Genomic DNA, 16,907 nt, shown 5'->3' with positions numbered 1-16,907 from the left:
ACGTTCTCCCCCGGGCGCCCATAGGTGCGGGCACCCTGCAGACGAGGCGGGAATCGGACCGGACCCGCGTCCCCGACCGCTACGTGCCGTCGGCGCCGGGGTCCGGCCCCCCTCGGCAGTTCACGATGCAAAGGCGGGCCCTCTCCGAAATGTCCGTCCTGTGGCCGGACATTTCCAACGTTACGTCCTGAATACCCAGATGTCGCGTCAGGAACCGTAACGCCGGTGTCTCGCAGCGTAATCGCGCAGCGCTCGGAGGAAGTCGACCCTGCGGAAGTCCGGCCAGTAGGCCTCGTGGAAGTAGAACTCCGAATGGGCGCTCTGCCAGAGCATGAAGCCCGACAAGCGCTGCTCGCCCGAGGTCCGGATGAGGAGGTCCGGGTCGGGTTGGCCGCGAGTGTAAAGATGCTCCGCGATGTGCTCCACATCGAGCACCTCGACGAGGTCCTCGATGCTCGCCCCCTTGCTCGCATGCTCCTGGAGGAGTGAGCGCACCGCATCGGCAATCTCACGCCTTCCTCCATACCCAACTGCAACGTTCACAATCAGGCCTGGACGGTGCGAGGAGACTTCTTTTGCCTCTTTGAGGACATTCGCCGTCCGGTCCGGCAGCAGGTCGAGCGCTCCGACCGGGCTGATCCGCCAGCCCTCGGCCACGAGCTCCCGCGTCACGTCCTCGATGATGCGTAGCAGGGGCTCCAGCTCGTCCCGCGGCCGGTTGAGGTTGTCGTTGGACAACATCCACACGGTGACGACCTCGACCCCGGTCTCGCGGCACCAGCCGAGCAGCTCCGAGATCTTGTCCGCGCCCTTGCGATGACCGCGGGCCACGTCGTGCATGCCCATCGCCCGCGCCCAGCGGCGGTTGCCGTCGATGATGACCCCGACATGCCGGGGGACGCTGTCCTTGGACAGCTTGGCCTCCAGCCGGTGCTCATAGAGCCGGTAGACCAGATTGCGCAGGCCCACGGACGTGCCTCCCAGCGGTGCTGTGACCTAACACGCAATTATCACCGTGATTCGCCCGTGCCTGCCCCCTGGACTGGATTTCTGGCCAAGTCTCTGCCTTCCAGACACCCCTCGGCCTCCTCCACCAGCCCGCGTACGAACCCTGACAGCTCGGCCGAGGTCAGCACCGCCCGCGTGCCCACGCCCGTGGCGCACCACGCCTCCACATAGGCCCGCCGGGTCAGCCGCCACTCCCCGGTCATGGGCTGCCACCTCGGGATGGTGCGCAGCTGGCAGCGGAGCTCACCGCCGCCCGCGCCGGAGCGCGTGCGGTAGCGGAAGGAGAACAGCTCGCTGTCGGACGCCTCGCCGGGGAAACGATCGTCGGGATCGGCCCACCGCCCGGCCGCGCCGCCGTCCCTGCGGGCCTCGTCCACACCGCGCGCGAGGCGCGCGAGCAGCCAGCCGCACCGCTCCCCCACGCTGCCGTAAGGCGTGCCGTCCCGGTGCAACTCCAGAGTGATCTCGTACGGCCTGCCGACGCTGTCCCTGCACGCGATGGGCGTGACGCTCAGATAAGAACCATCGACACAGCGCAGTCCCCCCATCCCCTGACAGTTTCCGCTCGAAAGTCGGCTAAACGCGGGCGACCGGCTCAGGACTGGCCGGGCCGGGCGGCAACGCACAAGACGTGAGTGCCTGCGCGAAAGCCGATCTAAAGCGGCCGTGTCTACGGTTTGTCCCGCGTCCGGCCGCGACAGCCGGGAGATCAAGATACGGGGAGACATGCGAAAACTTCTGGTCACCTTCGGGCTCGTCGCCGCCTTCGCGGTGGCATCCGGTACGCCGGCCTTCGCCGTGCATCACACCCCGGGCACATGCGATCCCAACTTCCCCTGGACATGTGACATGAGCTGGACGGACGATCCGCGGCGGTGAGCGACTCACCCATGGCGGGACAGGGCGGTGGCGGCCTTCGCCCGCCACCGTTCCGCCTCCATGGCGGCGAACAACGCGTGTGCCTCCTTCAGATGCGTCACAGCTTCCGGATCCTCCTGCTGTTCGAGCAGCAGGCCGAGCGAAAGCCTGGACCGTCCCTCGATATGGCGCTCGCGCAGGTCCTGGGCGAGCGCCAGGGCTTGTGACAGGGCCCGCCGGGCGGGTGCCGCCCGGCCCAGGGCCGCCTGCGCCGCGCCGATTCCGTGCAGGACGTATGCCTCGCCGATCCGGTCACGCATGCCGCGCACCATGCTGAGAGCCCTTTCGAACGACTCCAGCGCCCTTCCCGGCTCGCCGCGCCGCAAGGAGAGCTCAGCGTGACGGTTGAGCGCCTGAGCCTCGCCCCGCTGCACGCCCTCCCCCCTGAAGATCTCCAACGCCTGGTCGAGCAGGGGTTCGGCCTCCCCCAGCCGGCCCTCCTCAAGGTGTATGACCGCGATGCTCACCAGGACATGACCTTCCGCTGCCCGATCTCCCACCTCTTCGAGCAGGCGAAGTGCCTGACGGTATCTTTCGAGCGCGGCGTCGAGATCGCCCCGGACTCGCTGCGAGAGCGCCAGGTTGCGCAGCGCGAGAGCCGTGCCGTGCGGTTCGCCGATCTGCTCGAAGATGTCGATGGCCTGCAGCAGCAGGGGCTGCGCCTCGCTGTAGCGCTGCTGGAAGTTGGCGAGCGTGCTCAGTGAGTACATCATCGCCGCCTCGCCGCGTCTGTTGTGCGCGTGGCGACAGGCCTTGAGCGCGATCTCGGTCAGGCTGCGCCACTCATCGTAGTAGCCGTGGGTCTCGAAGAGAGTGATCGCGGTCATCGCGATGTTCCAGCAGAGCTCGTCGAGGCCGTGTCCGGAGGCCTGCCGTACGGTCGCCAGGAGCGTCAGCCGCTCGTCGTCCAGCCACCTGAGCGGGTCATCGCCGAAGAGCTCGTCGGCCCGGGCCGTGGCCTGGTGGTCGCCGACGGCCTTGCCTCTGAGCAGGGTGAAATGGCCGCCGTAGTAGCGCTGGTGCGCCAGGTCGGCCAGAGACAGGAAGGCCGTGCAGGCGCGATCGACCGCGGCCTGGCGCTGCTCCGGGCTCTCGTCGATTGTGGCCTGCTCGCAGGCGTAGACGCGTACCAGGTCATGCATGACATACCGATGGCCCCTGCGCGTCAGCAGCGACGCCTCGACCAACTCGTCGAACGCACCGTCGGCGTCGTCGCCGAGCAGCGCGGCGCCGAGCCAGGGGGCGCTCTGCGGGCTGTCCAGCAGGCCGAGCCGCCGGAACAGCGAGCGGGCCCGGAGTGACAGCCCGCGGTAGCTGACGTCGAGGCCGGCCCGCACTTCCAGGTCGCCATGGCTGAGTACGTCGAGCATGTTACGGGTGTCGCCGAGCAGGTCGACCAGTGTCTGAACGGACCACAGCGGCCGCACGGCCAGGCGCGCCCCGGCGATGCGCAGCGCCAGGGGCAACCCGCCGCACTGCTCGGCGAGCGTCCGAACCGGTGAGGGCTCCAGTGCGGCGCGCTGTGCGCCGATGTCGTAGGTGAGCAGCTCGACCGCGCTGTCCTGGTCCAGGACGTCAAGGCGGATGATCTGATCCTCCGGTAGTCCGATGGGCCGGTGGCGGCTGGTGATCAGGACGGCACAGGGCGCGCCGCCCGGCAGCAGCGGCCGGATCTGCTCGAACGTGCCCGCATTGTCGACGAGGAGGAGCATCCGGCCGCCGGCGACGATGGAGCGGAACAGGGCGGCTCTTTCGTCCTCCAGACGCGGCACCGCCGAAACGCCCAAGGCGCGCAGGAACCGGCTCAGCACGTCGGTGGGCTGCACCTCGCCGCCTTGCAGGTCGACGTAGAGCTGACCGTCCGGGTATGCCGGCGCCAGCCGATGGGCTGCCTGGAGAGCCAGCTCGGTCTTGCCCACGCCGGCTCGGCCGACGATGGCGGCGACGGGCAACTCGGCGCCCGCGCTTCTCTCGCCCAGGAGCGAGCCGATGCGGCGCAGTTCCGGGTCGCGCCCCGCCAGGCGGGAGATCACCGCAGGGAGCTGCCTGGGGATCGGCGTCCGCCGCGGCACCATTGGAGCGTTCTCGAGCTCGGCTTCCTGGTTGAGAATGGCCACCTCGAGCCGCCGGAGCTCGTCACCGGGCTCCAGGCCCAGCGTGTCGAGCAACATCTCCCGGTAGGCGCGAAAGGCGTCGAGCGCCTCGGCCTGCCGCCCCGAGCGGTAGAGAGCGAGCATGAGAAGGCCGCGCAGCCGCTCCCGCACGGGATTGTCCTGGACGAGGGCGCGCAGTTCGGTGACCAGCCGCTGGTGGTGGCCCGCCGCCAGTTCCAACTCGATGCACTGCTCGTGGGCGAGCAACCGGCGTTCCTGCAGGCTGTGCGCGATCGTCTGAACGAGGTCACTGCTGATGTCGGACAGGGCGGGGCCGCGCCAGAGTGCCAGCGCCTCGCGCAGGCTCCTGGCAGCGCGGTCGGGCTCCTCTCGTTGCGCCCGGCCGGTCAGCTCGTCGAAGTCGGCGAGATCGAGCCGGCCCTGCCCCGCCCTGATCAGGTATCCGGGGGGTGTGGTGATGAGGAACTCGTACGGCTGCGCGACGTCGCCGAGCGTACGACGCAGCTGGGAGATCTTGATCTGGATCTGGTTACGCGCGGTCGTCGGCGGGGCCTCGCCCCAGACAGCGTTGATCAATCTGTCGACGGGAACGACCCGGTTGGCATCGAGCAGCAGCATCGCCATGACGACGCGTTGGAAGCTGCCCCCGAGCGGCACTTCGTCCCCGTCGCGTTCGACACTCAGCGGTCCGAGAATCTTGAAGAACATGATTTCCTCCGCCGCCGATCCTGCCCGCGAGAGCTTGTAGATCAGTTGATCTCGGCTTTCTTCCCGGCCGAAGATCGCTGGCGCCGCCCAGGGCCCCGCGGAGATCGTCGTGCGGAGAGGACGCGCGGGACGGCTCCTGCCAGGGCACGCCCACGCCGAGGAAGCTGGGGCCTCAGCCGGTGACCGGCCGGATGATCGTCTGGTGCCAGCCGCCGCCCTCCGGCTCGGACATCCAGGCCAGCAGAGGGCGGCCCGCACCGTCGATCGCCAGGTGGACGGCACGTGCGGTGCCGTCCACCGTGCCGACCGGACGTGCCGCGCAGGTGCCGGTGGCGCACGTCGCCAGGTGCACCACGCCGCCGGGGGCGAAGGCTGCCACGAGGGTGCGGCCCGCTCCGTCCACGGCGAGTGTGCCGCGCACACCGCGCGAAGCCGCGGCGGGGACCGGCACCCTGCGCGCGGCGGCGCAGGCTGCATCTGCGCACTCCAGCAACACCGGGGTGGCGCTGCTCACGTCGTGGTAGAGCACCCGCGGATACCCGTCCTGGCCGATCGCGACGGCCGGTCGCGATGTCCCCCAGCCGGCCGCCTCCGCATCGTCGGGCCGGGCGGACGTGGCCGGCACCGTACGGCGAACGCTGCCGCACTCCGGACTGTCACAGCTGAACACGGCGACCTCGCCGATGCCCCAGTTGTGCCGGACCACCACGGGCCGTCCATCTCGCGTCACCGCCACCGCGAGCTGCTGGTCGTCCGCAGGGCGGAACGGCTCCTCCACCTCGGCGATCTGCCTGCGCGTGGCGGAGCCGCAGTCAGGGTCTCCGCAGTACAGCAGCCACAGGGACGAGCGGGACCGAGGCTCGGCTGCGAGGACGGCGACCACCGGGCCAGGCCCCCCCGGCAGGGACGCCGCCGCGACCGCGCTCGGGAACTCCGGAAGGGGCAGCCCGTCACCGGGTCCGCAGCCCCTGTCGCGATACCAGCACAGCTTCAGCGCACGCCCGGCCACCGCCGTCGCCCGCCGGGCCGCTGCGTGTACGTCGGAGCTGCCGGGCCCCGTGCACAGAGCGTCGGCGCACTCCAGCAGCAACGCGTCGTCGCGGACCAGTACGGCCCGGCCGTCCGCCGACACCGAGAAGTGAGAGAAGGACGTGAGCTCGCCGCTGCCGGACCGTTCCCCCCGCTGGTAGGCGGGCCAGTCCATCGGGTTGGCCGCGGTCACGCCGATCAGCAGCAGGCCCGGCAGCGCCAGCCCTGCCAGCGCGATCACCGGCGCGGCACGCTTCCCGGCCGGGGCAGGCGGCTCGGCCGGCAACCCGTCCACCACGGCGCGGAACGCCATCGGGGCGTCACCGCGCCAGCCGTTCGTCAGGGCGAGCAGGAACACCAGCGTCACCGCCGTGGCCATCAAGGCCATGAGCACGGGCAGCATCGCCAGCCGTCCCGGCGGCCACCAGTCGAGCACCGCCACCGCCGGGCAAACCGCCAGCACGCACGTGATCACCACCGTGCGCCCGCCCGCCAGGGCGAACGCGCGGCTCAGTGCCTGCCGCGCCGTCCGGCCCTCCAGAACCACAGCCGGTACGGCGGGCAACAGCGGCAGCAGCACGACCGCCGCCACCCCCGCCAGCGCCGCCTTCGCCCAGAAGGACACCATGAACGTCATGGCGACCGTCACCCCGGCCACAACCGCCGCGCCGCCGGCGGCGAGCACCAGCAGCGCCCTCCGGTGCCGAAGCGCGACCCGCAACGCGACAGGGGACGGTACGGGGCGCCCCAGGAGCGATCCCGCCGCCATGGTCACCAGGGTGGGCAGCAGGAGCCCGAGCCCGGCCGTCGCCGCAGTGGCCACCATCGCGGCCCAGGCCAGCACCGTTGCCGGGAGCGGCCCCACCACGGCGGGCACGCCGTTGACGAGCGCCACGCCGCCGGGGTCCCGCAGGAGCGGGAGCGTGCCCAGAGCCAGGACCCACCACAGGGCGCATCCCGCCGCCGCCGGAGCCACGAGCCGCGACGCCGCCCGCGCAGCCCTCCATGGCCGCCGTAGCTGCGCTCCCAGTGACAGCAGCCCGTCCTCGATCATGTGGTTCGGCTCCCCCGTGACGCACGCCATCCGGCCGGCTCACCGCACCGTGGTGATGCGCGGCCGCCATTCGTTGCCATCGAGGTGTTCCTCCCAGGCCACGGTGGGGCGCCCGGCCCGGTCGAGGGTCATCGCGAGCGGGCCCGGCGAGCCGCGTCCGGAACGGAAGGCTCGAGGGCATGCGGATTCGAGCGGTGTGACGAGGGAGAACGTACAAACGAATGGTCCGGCGTGTCACCGTGTTTCGTTCTGGAGTGAAACACGGAGTTCCGGACACCTCGCATGGTGCCGTACGGCCGGCGCTCCACGCCGGCCCGCCTGCTGGTCCACGGTTTCCGCTCAAGCAGCCGGATGAACGCGGGCGACGTCGCCGGTTACCCGGGCCAGCCGTCCGGCCGGGACCGGCCCACGTGCCCGGGCAGGAGACGAGACCACCAGCGGGCCTTCCCGGGCGGCGCGGGCATGCGGCCACGGGCTCGCAACCAGGCGGCGAAGTCGTCGGCGTCCGCACGGTAGCCGGGCGGCGGCGTGCTGCGGGAACGCGCGTAGGCGGCGTACTCGGCGGCCAGGTCGGGGCCCGCGGCGGCGGCCGCGTCGGGGCGGAGCCTGGCCACGATGCCGCGCCGCTTGGCCAGCAGGCTCGCCGCCTGCACCCGCATCCGTTCCCGGTCGAAGCCCTCAGGCGGCTCCGCCCCCGTGACCAGGGCCGCCACCACCCGCCCCTGCGCCTCCGCCAGCCGCCGCCGCGCCTCGTCCGTCGCCGCGGCTCCGCCGCCGGGGACCTGCACGTCGGTCACCGCGGCTCCCCCGCCAGGGACATGGCCGCCCTGATCCGGGACAGCTCGGCCGCCAGGACGGCGTCGCTCGGGTAGTCGTCGTCCCATTCCAGCAGCACGCCGGGCGGCGTGGCGCGGGCGCACAGCTCGGTCAGCAGGTCGAGCACCGGCTGCGGGGCGACCTTGGTGTGGGTGTCGTGCCAGATGCCGCCGTGCTCGTACCCGCCGGCCACGTGGACGTAGGCGAGGTGCTCCAGCGGGAGCGTGTCGAGCGCGGCCACGGCAGGAAGACCCAGGTTGACCTGGTTGGTGTAGAGGTTGGCCACGTCGATCAGCAGCCCGACGCCGGTGGCCGCGACCAGCTCCGCGAGGAACTCGGCCTCGGTCAGCTCGTCCTCGGGCCAGCCGAAGATGGCGGCGACGTTCTCCAGGGCCAGCGGCACGGGCAGGGCGTCCTGGGCCCGCCGCACGTTCTCGGTGACCACCCGCAGCGACTCGCGGGTGCGCGGCACGGGCAGCAGGTGCCCGGCCTCGACGCCGCCCCCGCGTACGAATGCCAGGTGCTCGCTGACCAGCGGCGCGCCGAGAGCCTGCGCGCAGGCGGCCAGATGAGCGAGCCTGGCGGGCGAGGGCGGCTCCGCGTCACCGACCCCGAGCGACACCCCGTGCGGGATCACCGGCAGGCCCCGCTCACGCAGCACGCGTAACGACTCGGGCAGTCGATCCGGCCTGACGTTCTCGGCGACCACTTCGAGGAAGTCGACGCCGTCCATCCGCTCGATCGTCAGGTCGAGCTCGCTCCGCCAGCCGATGCCCACTCCAAGCTCGGCCATGTCAACTTCCTCCTCCGCAACCGCTGCCGCAACCGGCGCTGCCGCCGCAGCTCGAGCCGCCGTGCGAGGCTCCGCCGCAACCGCCGCCGGCGCAGGAGCCGACGCCTCCCGTGCCACGGTACGTCGCCCGCCGCGAGTTCCGGCGCGGCGACCTCATGACGCCCAGCTCGGTCCGCAGGCGCGGGTCGGGCGACTCGGCCGGGCCGTACAGGGCGATGTGCACGGGACCGTCGCCCGTGCCCCTGGGGTGGCCCGCTCTTGCCTGGTCGAGCCGCTCGGCTCCCTCGGCGGTGAGCGTGCTCCGCCAGGACCTGCGGTGATCACCGGCCATCACCGCCGCGCCGATGCCCGTGCCCGTCAGGAGGAGCAGGGGGAACAGCGCCGGGGTGGATACGAAGCATGCCACCGCCGCCGTCAACGCCAGCCCCGAGACCGCGCGCAGCCGGATCGCCAGCCGGCCCAGCCGCTTGACCCGGCGGGCGGGCAGGACCAACCCCAGCTCTGTGAGGTTCCGCCGGCGCGCGTCCATGGCCAGGCTCCCGCCCACCCTGCGCTTCAGCGCGGACGACTGGAGCCCGGACACCGTCGCGACCTGGGCGAGCGTCTCCCGCTCGATGGGGTCGCGCGACACGGACGGCGCGTGCACGCTGTGCACGTGGCCCCCGCGTGACACGCGCACGTCCCCCGAGCCGGCCAGCAGCGCGATGGCCGTGCCTGCCACCTGGCCGGGCCCGCCCGCCAGATAGGCGAGATCGTAGTGGTCCAGGTCGGGAGCACCACGGGCCACCAGGGCCTCCTGGCCGGCGGCACGCTCGCGTTTCATCGAGAAGACGGTGGCACCGACGACGGCGGGCAGAGCCACCGAGAGGATCAGCAGGAACAGGTCCATGACGCCTCCCTCCAGACAGCCGGAACAGGCTGTTACCAGAAGGACGCCAGGGCGAAGGTCAAGGTTTCGTTCTGCTCATTTAAGTCACGGCGATCACGAGCCGCCACCGCCACCGCAGCCCGATCCTCCTCCGCCGCAGCTCGACGACCCACCGCCGCAGCCCGACGACCCGCCGCCGAAGTCCGTGCCGCCGAAGGTGGTGCCGTCGGAGCCGCTGAAGCTGCCGCAGGCGCCGGCGCAGTCGGCCCCGGGTGCTCCGACGGACAGCTCGTCGCAGAGCAGCTGGTCGCCCGACTCGCTCAGCCCGTACAGCGCGACCGGGATCCCCACGGCCAGGGAGAGCGAGCGCGGATCGCGTACGCCCCTCGGATGGTGGGCGTGGGCCGACCTCAGCACCTCGCGTCCCTGGCCGGTGACGACGTTGCGCAGCCTGCGCTTCTGCCGGTAGAGCCCGATGAGACCGGAGGCGACGGCGAACAGGCTGAAGAACACCGCCCCGATGTACACCGTCTCCTTGCCCGCCACGCCGGCGACCGCCAGCACGATCACCAGCACCAGGTAGCCCGCGGCCCCGCCCACCGCGAACCGCAGCAGGCCACAGTGCCGCCGCGCCGTGTCGAACGCCGACTGCCGCACGATCAGCCCTCGGCGCTCCAGCCCGGCGGCGAGCTCGGTGAGCGCGGGATGCGACTCCAGCTCGCGGCGCAGCTCGCTCGCCTGGTAGCCGCCAGGCCGCGCCGCCAGCGCGTCGAGCACCGCCTGCTCAAGCGGCACCGGCGAGGGCTGCGCGCCGTACACGGCGGTGACCCGCGAGCCACGCGAGACCCGGACGGCGCCGCCCGACGCGAGCACGGCCAGCGCCGTGTTGAGCGTCCGGCGCGGCCCGCCGGACAGATAGGCCAGCTCGTACGGGTCCAGCCGGTGGCCCGCCCCGGCGGACGCCGTCCCCTGGACACGTCTCCGCTCGCGTTCGACACGATTCTCGGCCGCGGTGACCAGGACCATCACGACGAGCGCGGCGACGATCAGGGCGTAGTCCACTGCGGCCCTCCTGTGCGGTACGGCAAGCCGCCAAGGTAGACGGCGCGGCCGTACCGCACAAGGGGACAGCGCTCAGCCGAGGCGGTCGAGCAGCGCGTTGTACTCCTCCCACAGCTCCTTCGGCAGGTGCGCGCCGAACTTCTCGAAGTGGGCCGGGATCAGCGCGGCCTCCTCGCGCCACACCTCGCGGTCGACCGTCAGCAGCGCCTCGAGGTCCTCCTCGGACAGGTCGAGGCCCTCGGTGTCGAGGTCGGCGGGCAGCAGGCCGATGGGGGTGGGCACCGCCTTGGCCTCGCCGTTGAGCCGGTCGACGATCCACTTGAGCACGCGGCTGTTCTCGCCGAAGCCGGGCCAGATGAACGTCCCGTCGGCGTTCTTGCGGAACCAGTTGACGTAGTAGATCCGGGGCAGCACGGCACCCTTGCGCCGGCCGACGTCCAGCCAGTGGCCGAAGTAGTCGCCCATGTTGTAGCCGCAGAACGGCAACATCGCGAACGGGTCGTGACGCAGCTCGCCGACCTTGCCCTCGGCGGCGGCGGTCTTCTCGGAGGCGACGTTGGCTCCGAGAAAGACGCCGTGCTCCCAGCTCAGCGACTCTGTCACCAGAGGAACGGCGGTGGCGCGGCGGCCGCCGAACAGGATCGCCGAGATGGGCACGCCCTTGGGGTCCTGCCACTCGGGTGCGATGATCGGGCACTGGGAGGCGGGGGTGGTGAAGCGGGCGTTCGGGTGGGCGGCCGGCTCGTCGCTGTCAGGCGTCCACGAGCGGCCCTTCCAGTCGGTCAGGTGGGCGGGCGGCTCCTCGGTCAGGCCCTCCCACCACACGTCGCCGTCGTCGGTGAGGGCGACGTTGGTGAAGATGCTGTTGCCCCAGAGCGTCCTGACCGCGTTGGCGTTGGTCACCTCACCGGTGCCGGGCGCGACGCCGAAGAAGCCCGCCTCGGGGTTGATCGCGTGGAGGCGGCCGTCCTCGCCGAAGCGCATCCAGGCGATGTCGTCGCCGATCGTCTCGACCTTCCAACCGGGGATCGTGGGCTGGAGCATGGCGAGGTTGGTCTTGCCGCAGGCGCTCGGGAAGGCGGCGGCGATGTAGCGGACCTCGCCCGACGGCGGCGTCAGCTTGAGAATGAGCATGTGCTCGGCCAGCCAGCCCTCGTCGCGGGCCATGGCGCTGGCGATGCGCAGCGCGTAGCACTTCTTGCCGAGCAGGGCGTTGCCACCGTAGCCGGAGCCGTAGGACCAGATCTCGCGGGTCTCGGGGAAGTGGCTGATGTACTTGGTGGAGCTGCACGGCCACGGCACGTCCTGCTGGCCGGGCTCCAGCGGCGCGCCCACGGAGTGCACGGCCTTGACGAACGAGCCCTGCCCGCGCTCCTCGATGAGCCGCAGCGACCTGTCGCCCATGCGGGTCATGACGCGCATGGACACGGCGACGTACGGGGAGTCGGTGATCTCGACGCCGAGCTGGGAGATCTCCCCGCCCAGCGGGCCCATGCAGAAGGGCACGACGTACATCGTGCGGCCGCGCATGCAGCCCTTGAACAGCTCGCCGAACGTCTCGCGCATCTCGCCGGGCGCGATCCAGTTGTTCGTGGGCCCGGCGTCCTCCTCGCGCTCCGAGCAGATGTACGTGCGGTCCTCGACCCTGGCCACGTCGCTCGGATCGGACTTGGCGTAGAAACTGTTGGGCCTGGCGGCCAGGCGCGTGAACGTCCCCTGCTCGACGAGGAGGTTGGTGAGACGCGTCCACTCCTCCTCTGACCCGTCGCACCACTCGATGCGGTCGGGCTGGGTCAGGGCAGCGATCTCCTTTACCCACGCGGCCAATTCTCTATTGCTGGTCGGTGCGGGCGCTTCCACGGAAACGGACACGGCGGTGACTCCTCCACTCTCTCAGGGCCCAGTCATCATTAACGACGAGACGGTCGGAAAGCCAATTGGCATAGACCTGTCGGCACCGCCGTCGTCGCAGGCAGCGACCCTGACGATTGGGGGAGCCTACCCAACGGGAACGGATTTAAAAGAAGCGATTTCCGGCAGTGGTCCAGTCCAATTCAGCTGGTCTAAACCAATTTTCGAAGTGGTTTAGTCCATTCCGCCGGCCGTTTCCGCTGGGTGCTCTAGGAATTGACGTCGGGCCCCTCGGAGCGAACCCGGTCGACGTGCTGGAGCGCGTCGCGCAGATCGCTCAGCCACGTGTCGGCGTTCTTGCCGACCAGGCGTACGCACCAGGCGAGCGCGTCGCTGCGACTCCTGGCCACGCCGGCGGCCACCAGCGTGTCGAGCACGCGGCGCTCCGACTGGCGCAGGCGGGTCATCACGGGCACGGAGAGTGTGGTGAACATCACAGTCTGACCACCGCAGACGACACCCCAGGAGACCTTCTGGCGGAACTTGTGCTCGGCCTCCCTGGCGATCTCGATGCGCCGCTCGCGCGTCTCCTCCCTGAAGCGTCTGGCCAGCCCGTCGATCAGGGCGGACCGCTCGGCCTCGGGAACGTCGCCCGGCGGGTCGGGCAGCCGGCCGAGCACCGCGATCTCCTCGCGGTCCCTGACGATCTCGGGCGCGCCGGTGAACCACTCGCCGGGGAGCCTCCCGGCGAACCAGCCGTGAATCTCTGCCGTCACGTCATCTGTAGCCATGTAATCATCATTACACCGCTGCTCGGTAGATCGCATCCGGGGATACGAAGGTGTGCGCGCGCGGGGAAGGTCTAGCGAACCCTGGAGGCGGCGGCGGGGCTGACCCTGACGACTCCGGCGAGGTTGCGCCGGCTCACAGGGACGATCTTGACCACGTCGCCCGTGCGGGGCGCGTGCAACATCTTCCCGTCGCCCCAGTAGATCGCCACGTGCGAGATGTAGGCGGGGTTGGTCGGGTCGTTGCGCCAGAAGAGCAGGTCACCGGGCTGCGCCTGCGACAGCGACACCTGCGGTCCCGTCACCCACTGCTGGTGGGTCACCCGCGGCATCCGCACCCCCGCCTGGGCGAAGGCCCACTGGACCAGGCCGGAGCAGTCGAAGGTGTCGGGACCCTCGGCGCCCCACACGTAGGGCCTGCCGAGCTTGGACACGGCCGCCTTCAGCGCCGCCGTGAGCTGCTCACCCGTCATGAACGAGCCGGCCGGCCAGTTCTGCTTGACCTTCTGCGGCGGCGGCAGGACCGGGTTGACCATGACCGCCTGCGTGCCCTTGGGCAGCTTGGCGAGGATCCGGTCACGCAGCTTGGCGGAGTTGGTCTTGGGCGCGCTGACGATGAGCGCGTTGTCGTGCGGCAGCCCCAGCGTACGGCCGACGTCCTTGGACACGACCGCGTCGACCGCGCCGAAACCGGTGGTGGCGTAGGCGCCGATGCGCAGCGGCCCCGCCGGGCCCGCCACCTGGCGGTGCAGCGAGAGCCCGCCGTCGTTGCCCAGCACGAACGACACCGCCACGTCTCCGGCCGCGACGTTCTGCCACAGCGCGTCGGAGGCGGCGGTCACCTTGGGAGTGAAGGCCCGGAACGTGGACGGGTCGACCGCGAGCGTCTGCACCCGCTTGCCGTCGAGCGTGACGGACGCCGCGTCGGCCAGCTCGAGCGCCCGCACGCCGCGCACCTTCGCCACCTTCTCTAACTGCTGCCGCGTGAACGGCTTTCGGGACAGCACGAACAGGTTGGGCTTGTGCAGCTTGTCCAGCGGCGCCACCGGCTGGACGGTCCTCGCCGACGGTGGTTGCTGCTGGGGTTGCTGCTGGGGTTGTTGCTGCGGTTGCTGCTGGGGCCGCTGCTGGGCCATGAGCGTCTTCTCGGGCTCGGCCCGCACGACGGCGGGACTTTCCTGGAACTGGGCGAGCAGCAGCACGTCAGCGGTCAGCACCGCGACCAGCGCCACCACGATGAACGGCACCAGTTTGTACGTGTCACGCCGCTTACGCGACTTGACCAGAAAGCTAAGGTCCTGCCGAATCCCGGATGAATGCGAAAAGTCCGCCGGGCCAACGTGGGCCCGGCGGTCGTTGTCCATGGGATTCAGTTGCCGATGTACGGCACAGCCTCGAGGATCTCGACGGTGTTCTGGCGCCCGTTGGGCAGGGCGTAGGTCGCCTTCTCACCGATCTTCTTGCCGTTGATCGCCGCCCCGAGCGGGGACTTGGGCGAGTAGACGTCGATCGGCGCCCCGCTCTCCTCGCGGGAGGCGAGCAGGAAGGTCACCTCGTCGTCGTCACCGACGAACCTGATGGTGACGGTCATGCCGGGGCCCACCACACCCTCGGCCTTGGGAGCCTCTCCGACCTGGGCGTTGTCGAGGATCTGACGGAGATGGAAGATGCGGGCCTCCATCTTGCCCTGCTCGTCCTTGGCGGCGTGGTAGCCGCCGTTCTCGCGCAGGTCACCCTCTTCCCGGGCGGCCTCGATCTTCTTGGCGATGTCGACGCGCCCGGGGCCCGAGAGATACTCGTACTCCGCCTTCAGGCGGTCGTACGCCTCCTGCGTCAGCCATGTGACGTTCTCATCGCGAGAGTCGGCCACGGGTTCTCCTTGCTTGCCTAGGGGGCCCTGAGGTCACTTGAGGTTACGTACGGTTGAATTGCGAAAGGCTAACAAGTCAGTCGCTCCAACGCTTCCCCAAATGTCTCACTATACGAGATTGCAGTACTGGATGTGGACGGAAGTGGCCTGACCGCTGGTGTCGAGGCTCTCCTTGAGCTGCTTACTACCCTCACCAGCCGGGATTCTTACTTCCTTGCTGCCGACTTCCCCATGATTGACATCCAGCGCCCGTAGGCGGCAGACAGCCACTCTATCGTCTGGCTTGTACACCTCAAAGGTGATCTCCGCGCGGGTCGGGCCGTCCACGTTGAACGTCACGACCTGCGACGGCGCGCCCGAGCCGCCCGCCGTCATCGACCACATCACGTAGCCCCATCCACCAGCGATGATGGCCACCAGCACGCCGATCACGAGGTGCACGACGAGCCGCCCCCTTCGCCGCGGACGATCGGGGAAGTCGTCGGGTGTGCCGAGAACGGGCCCGTTCTCGACATCTCTGGTGGCCATGGCGGAATCTCCCTGCACTCCCTCAGCGTTATCCGAGACAATTGTCGCCCGCGGGGGGAGTGCCCTCGCGACCGCCCAGCAGAAACTAACGTCTCTGGGTGACTGACCGGTCCGTTGAGGAGAGCCCGCCCGTGAGTGCACCGTTGAGGTTGATGGCCGTCCACGCCCACCCTGACGACGAGTCGAGCAAGGGCGCCGCCACGATGGCGCGCTATGTGCGTGAAGGTGTCGACGTGCTGGTGTGCACGCTCACCGGAGGCGAACGCGGATCAGTGCTCAACCCCAAGATGGACCGCCCTGAGATCGTTGCCAACATCGGGGAGGTCCGCAGGGCCGAGATGGAGCGGGCGCGCGAGATCCTCGGCGTCGAGCAGCGTTTCATGGGCTTCGTCGACTCCGGCCTGCCCGAGAACGAGGAGGAGGAGCTGCCCGAGGGCTGCTTCGGCGTGCAGAAGCTGGAGGACGCCGCCGCCCCCCTGGTGGCGGCCGTACGCGACTTCAGGCCGCACGTGATCATCACGTACGACGACGACGGCGGCTACCCCCACCCCGACCACATCATGACCAACAAGGTCTCCGTCGAGGCGTTCGAGGCGGCCGGGGATCCCGACCGCTATCCCGGCGCCGGCGACCCGTGGCAGCCGCTGAAGCTCTACTACCACATGGGGTTCACCAAGGAGCGCTTCGAGGCGCTGCACGAGGCGATGACCGAGCGCGGCCTCGGCTCCCCCTACGCCGACTGGATCTCCCGCTGGGAGGACCGCCCCGCCAAGTGGCCGGTCACCACGCGGGTGCCGTGCGGCGACTACTTCCAGATCCGCGACGAGGCCCTGCTGGCGCACGCCACCCAGGTCGACCCCGACGGCTTCTGGTTCGTCTGCCCGCGCGAGCTTCAGCAGGAGATCTGGCCGACCGAGGACTACCACCTGGCGCGCTCGCTGGTCGACACCGGGCTGCCCGAGGACGACCTGTTCGCCGGCATCCACGCCGACGACGTCTCGCCTGCCTGCCACTGACCGGAGCATGGGGTGCCGGTGGCAGACTGGAGGTGTGACCCTACTAGCAGCTGGTGATGTGAGTCCGGGTGTGCTCGGCTTCGCCGTGGTGGCCCTCATCGGGCTGGCGCTCTATCTTCTGATCAAGTCGATGAACAAGCAGATGACGAAGATCCAGGTGCCGCACGAAGGCGACACGACCGAGAAGAAGGCCGAGTAGATGCCGGTGGACGTGGTCGACAACCCGACGGAGAGCCGCTTCGAGATCCACGTGGACGGCAAGGTCGCCGGGTTCGCCGACTACCGCCTGCTGCCCACAAAGATCGTTTTCACGCACACCGAGGTGCTGCCGGAGTTCCAGGGGCAGGGGCTGGCGGGCAAGCTGACCGGCCACGCGCTGCGGATGAGCGCCGACACCGGCCTTCGCATCGTGCCGCTCTGCCCCTACGTCGCCCAATACATCGAGCGCCACCCCGAGTTCCAGGACATCACCGACGCCCGCTGA

General features: G+C 70.2%; 16 protein-coding genes. 3 read left to right on the top strand and 13 right to left on the bottom strand.

Annotation, left to right across the window (positions count from 1 at the left end; all coding sequences use genetic code 11):
- Positions 1-207: 207 nt before the first annotated feature.
- The 13 genes from ABGB14_RS25215 to ABGB14_RS25155 form a co-directional block, all read right to left on the bottom strand.
- Complete coding sequence (locus ABGB14_RS25215; RefSeq protein WP_347646288.1) at positions 208-969, bottom strand: isoprenyl transferase; 762 nt, start codon at positions 967-969, stop codon at positions 208-210.
- 41 nt (positions 970-1,010) lie between these two features.
- On the bottom strand, positions 1,011-1,556 hold the full coding sequence (locus ABGB14_RS25210) for a hypothetical protein (RefSeq protein WP_347646287.1): 546 nt from the start codon (positions 1,554-1,556) through the stop codon (positions 1,011-1,013).
- A 336-nt stretch (positions 1,557-1,892) separates the two neighbouring features.
- The gene (locus ABGB14_RS25205) at positions 1,893-4,748 is read right to left on the bottom strand and encodes a BTAD domain-containing putative transcriptional regulator (protein WP_347646286.1); all 2,856 of its coding nucleotides are present in this window, start codon (positions 4,746-4,748) and stop codon (positions 1,893-1,895) included.
- Positions 4,749-4,920: 172 nt separating this feature from the next.
- Positions 4,921-6,831, bottom strand: a complete 1,911-nt coding sequence (locus ABGB14_RS25200) for a hypothetical protein (RefSeq protein WP_347646285.1) — start codon at positions 6,829-6,831, stop codon at positions 4,921-4,923.
- A gap of 374 nt (positions 6,832-7,205) precedes the next feature.
- Positions 7,206-7,628 (bottom strand): hypothetical protein, encoded by a 423-nt coding sequence (locus tag ABGB14_RS25195; protein ID WP_347646284.1) that lies wholly within the window; start codon positions 7,626-7,628, stop codon positions 7,206-7,208.
- Entirely contained in the window at positions 7,625-8,440 is an 816-nt protein-coding gene (locus ABGB14_RS25190; RefSeq protein ID WP_347646283.1) for a DUF692 domain-containing protein, read from the bottom strand. Before ABGB14_RS25190 ends, ABGB14_RS25195 begins: the two co-directional genes overlap by 4 nt.
- A gap of 1 nt (position 8,441) precedes the next feature.
- The gene (locus tag ABGB14_RS25185) at positions 8,442-9,329 is read right to left on the bottom strand and encodes a TIGR04222 domain-containing membrane protein (RefSeq protein WP_347646282.1); all 888 of its coding nucleotides are present in this window, start codon (positions 9,327-9,329) and stop codon (positions 8,442-8,444) included.
- Positions 9,330-9,422: 93 nt separating this feature from the next.
- Positions 9,423-10,370 carry a TIGR04222 domain-containing membrane protein gene (locus ABGB14_RS25180; protein WP_347646281.1) on the bottom strand — a complete coding sequence of 316 codons (948 nt, stop codon included), beginning with the start codon at positions 10,368-10,370 and terminating at the stop codon, positions 9,423-9,425.
- Positions 10,371-10,442: 72 nt separating this feature from the next.
- Positions 10,443-12,242 carry a phosphoenolpyruvate carboxykinase (GTP) gene (locus ABGB14_RS25175; RefSeq protein WP_347646280.1) on the bottom strand — a complete coding sequence of 600 codons (1,800 nt, stop codon included), beginning with the start codon at positions 12,240-12,242 and terminating at the stop codon, positions 10,443-10,445.
- A 248-nt stretch (positions 12,243-12,490) separates the two neighbouring features.
- Positions 12,491-13,012, bottom strand: a complete 522-nt coding sequence (locus tag ABGB14_RS25170; protein WP_347646279.1) for a hypothetical protein — start codon at positions 13,010-13,012, stop codon at positions 12,491-12,493.
- A 71-nt stretch (positions 13,013-13,083) separates the two neighbouring features.
- On the bottom strand, positions 13,084-14,256 hold the full coding sequence (locus tag ABGB14_RS25165; protein ID WP_347646278.1) for a C40 family peptidase: 1,173 nt from the start codon (positions 14,254-14,256) through the stop codon (positions 13,084-13,086).
- 122 nt (positions 14,257-14,378) lie between these two features.
- Complete coding sequence (gene greA, locus ABGB14_RS25160; protein WP_132328896.1) at positions 14,379-14,879, bottom strand: transcription elongation factor GreA; 501 nt, start codon at positions 14,877-14,879, stop codon at positions 14,379-14,381.
- Between the two features lie 108 nt (positions 14,880-14,987).
- Positions 14,988-15,407, bottom strand: coding sequence for a DUF4307 domain-containing protein (locus ABGB14_RS25155; protein WP_347623315.1), 420 nt, complete (start codon positions 15,405-15,407; stop codon positions 14,988-14,990).
- 131 nt (positions 15,408-15,538) lie between these two features.
- Between ABGB14_RS25155 and mca the strand changes: the two genes are divergently transcribed.
- The 3 genes from mca to ABGB14_RS25140 are packed head-to-tail and all read left to right on the top strand — an operon-like array spanning position 15,539 to position 16,907.
- Positions 15,539-16,423, top strand: a complete 885-nt coding sequence (gene mca, locus ABGB14_RS25150) for a mycothiol conjugate amidase Mca (RefSeq protein WP_347646277.1) — start codon at positions 15,539-15,541, stop codon at positions 16,421-16,423.
- A gap of 34 nt (positions 16,424-16,457) precedes the next feature.
- Positions 16,458-16,622, top strand: a complete 165-nt coding sequence (locus tag ABGB14_RS25145; RefSeq protein WP_347646276.1) for a hypothetical protein — start codon at positions 16,458-16,460, stop codon at positions 16,620-16,622.
- Positions 16,623-16,907, top strand: coding sequence for a GNAT family N-acetyltransferase (locus ABGB14_RS25140; protein ID WP_347646275.1), 285 nt, complete (start codon positions 16,623-16,625; stop codon positions 16,905-16,907). It abuts the gene before it with no gap.

The sequence above is a fragment of the Nonomuraea sp. B10E15 genome (assembly GCF_039871615.1).
GTDB lineage: Bacteria > Actinomycetota > Actinomycetes > Streptosporangiales > Streptosporangiaceae > Nonomuraea.
Note: the sequence above shows the minus strand (reverse complement) of the source record. Positions and strands in the feature narration are given on the sequence as shown.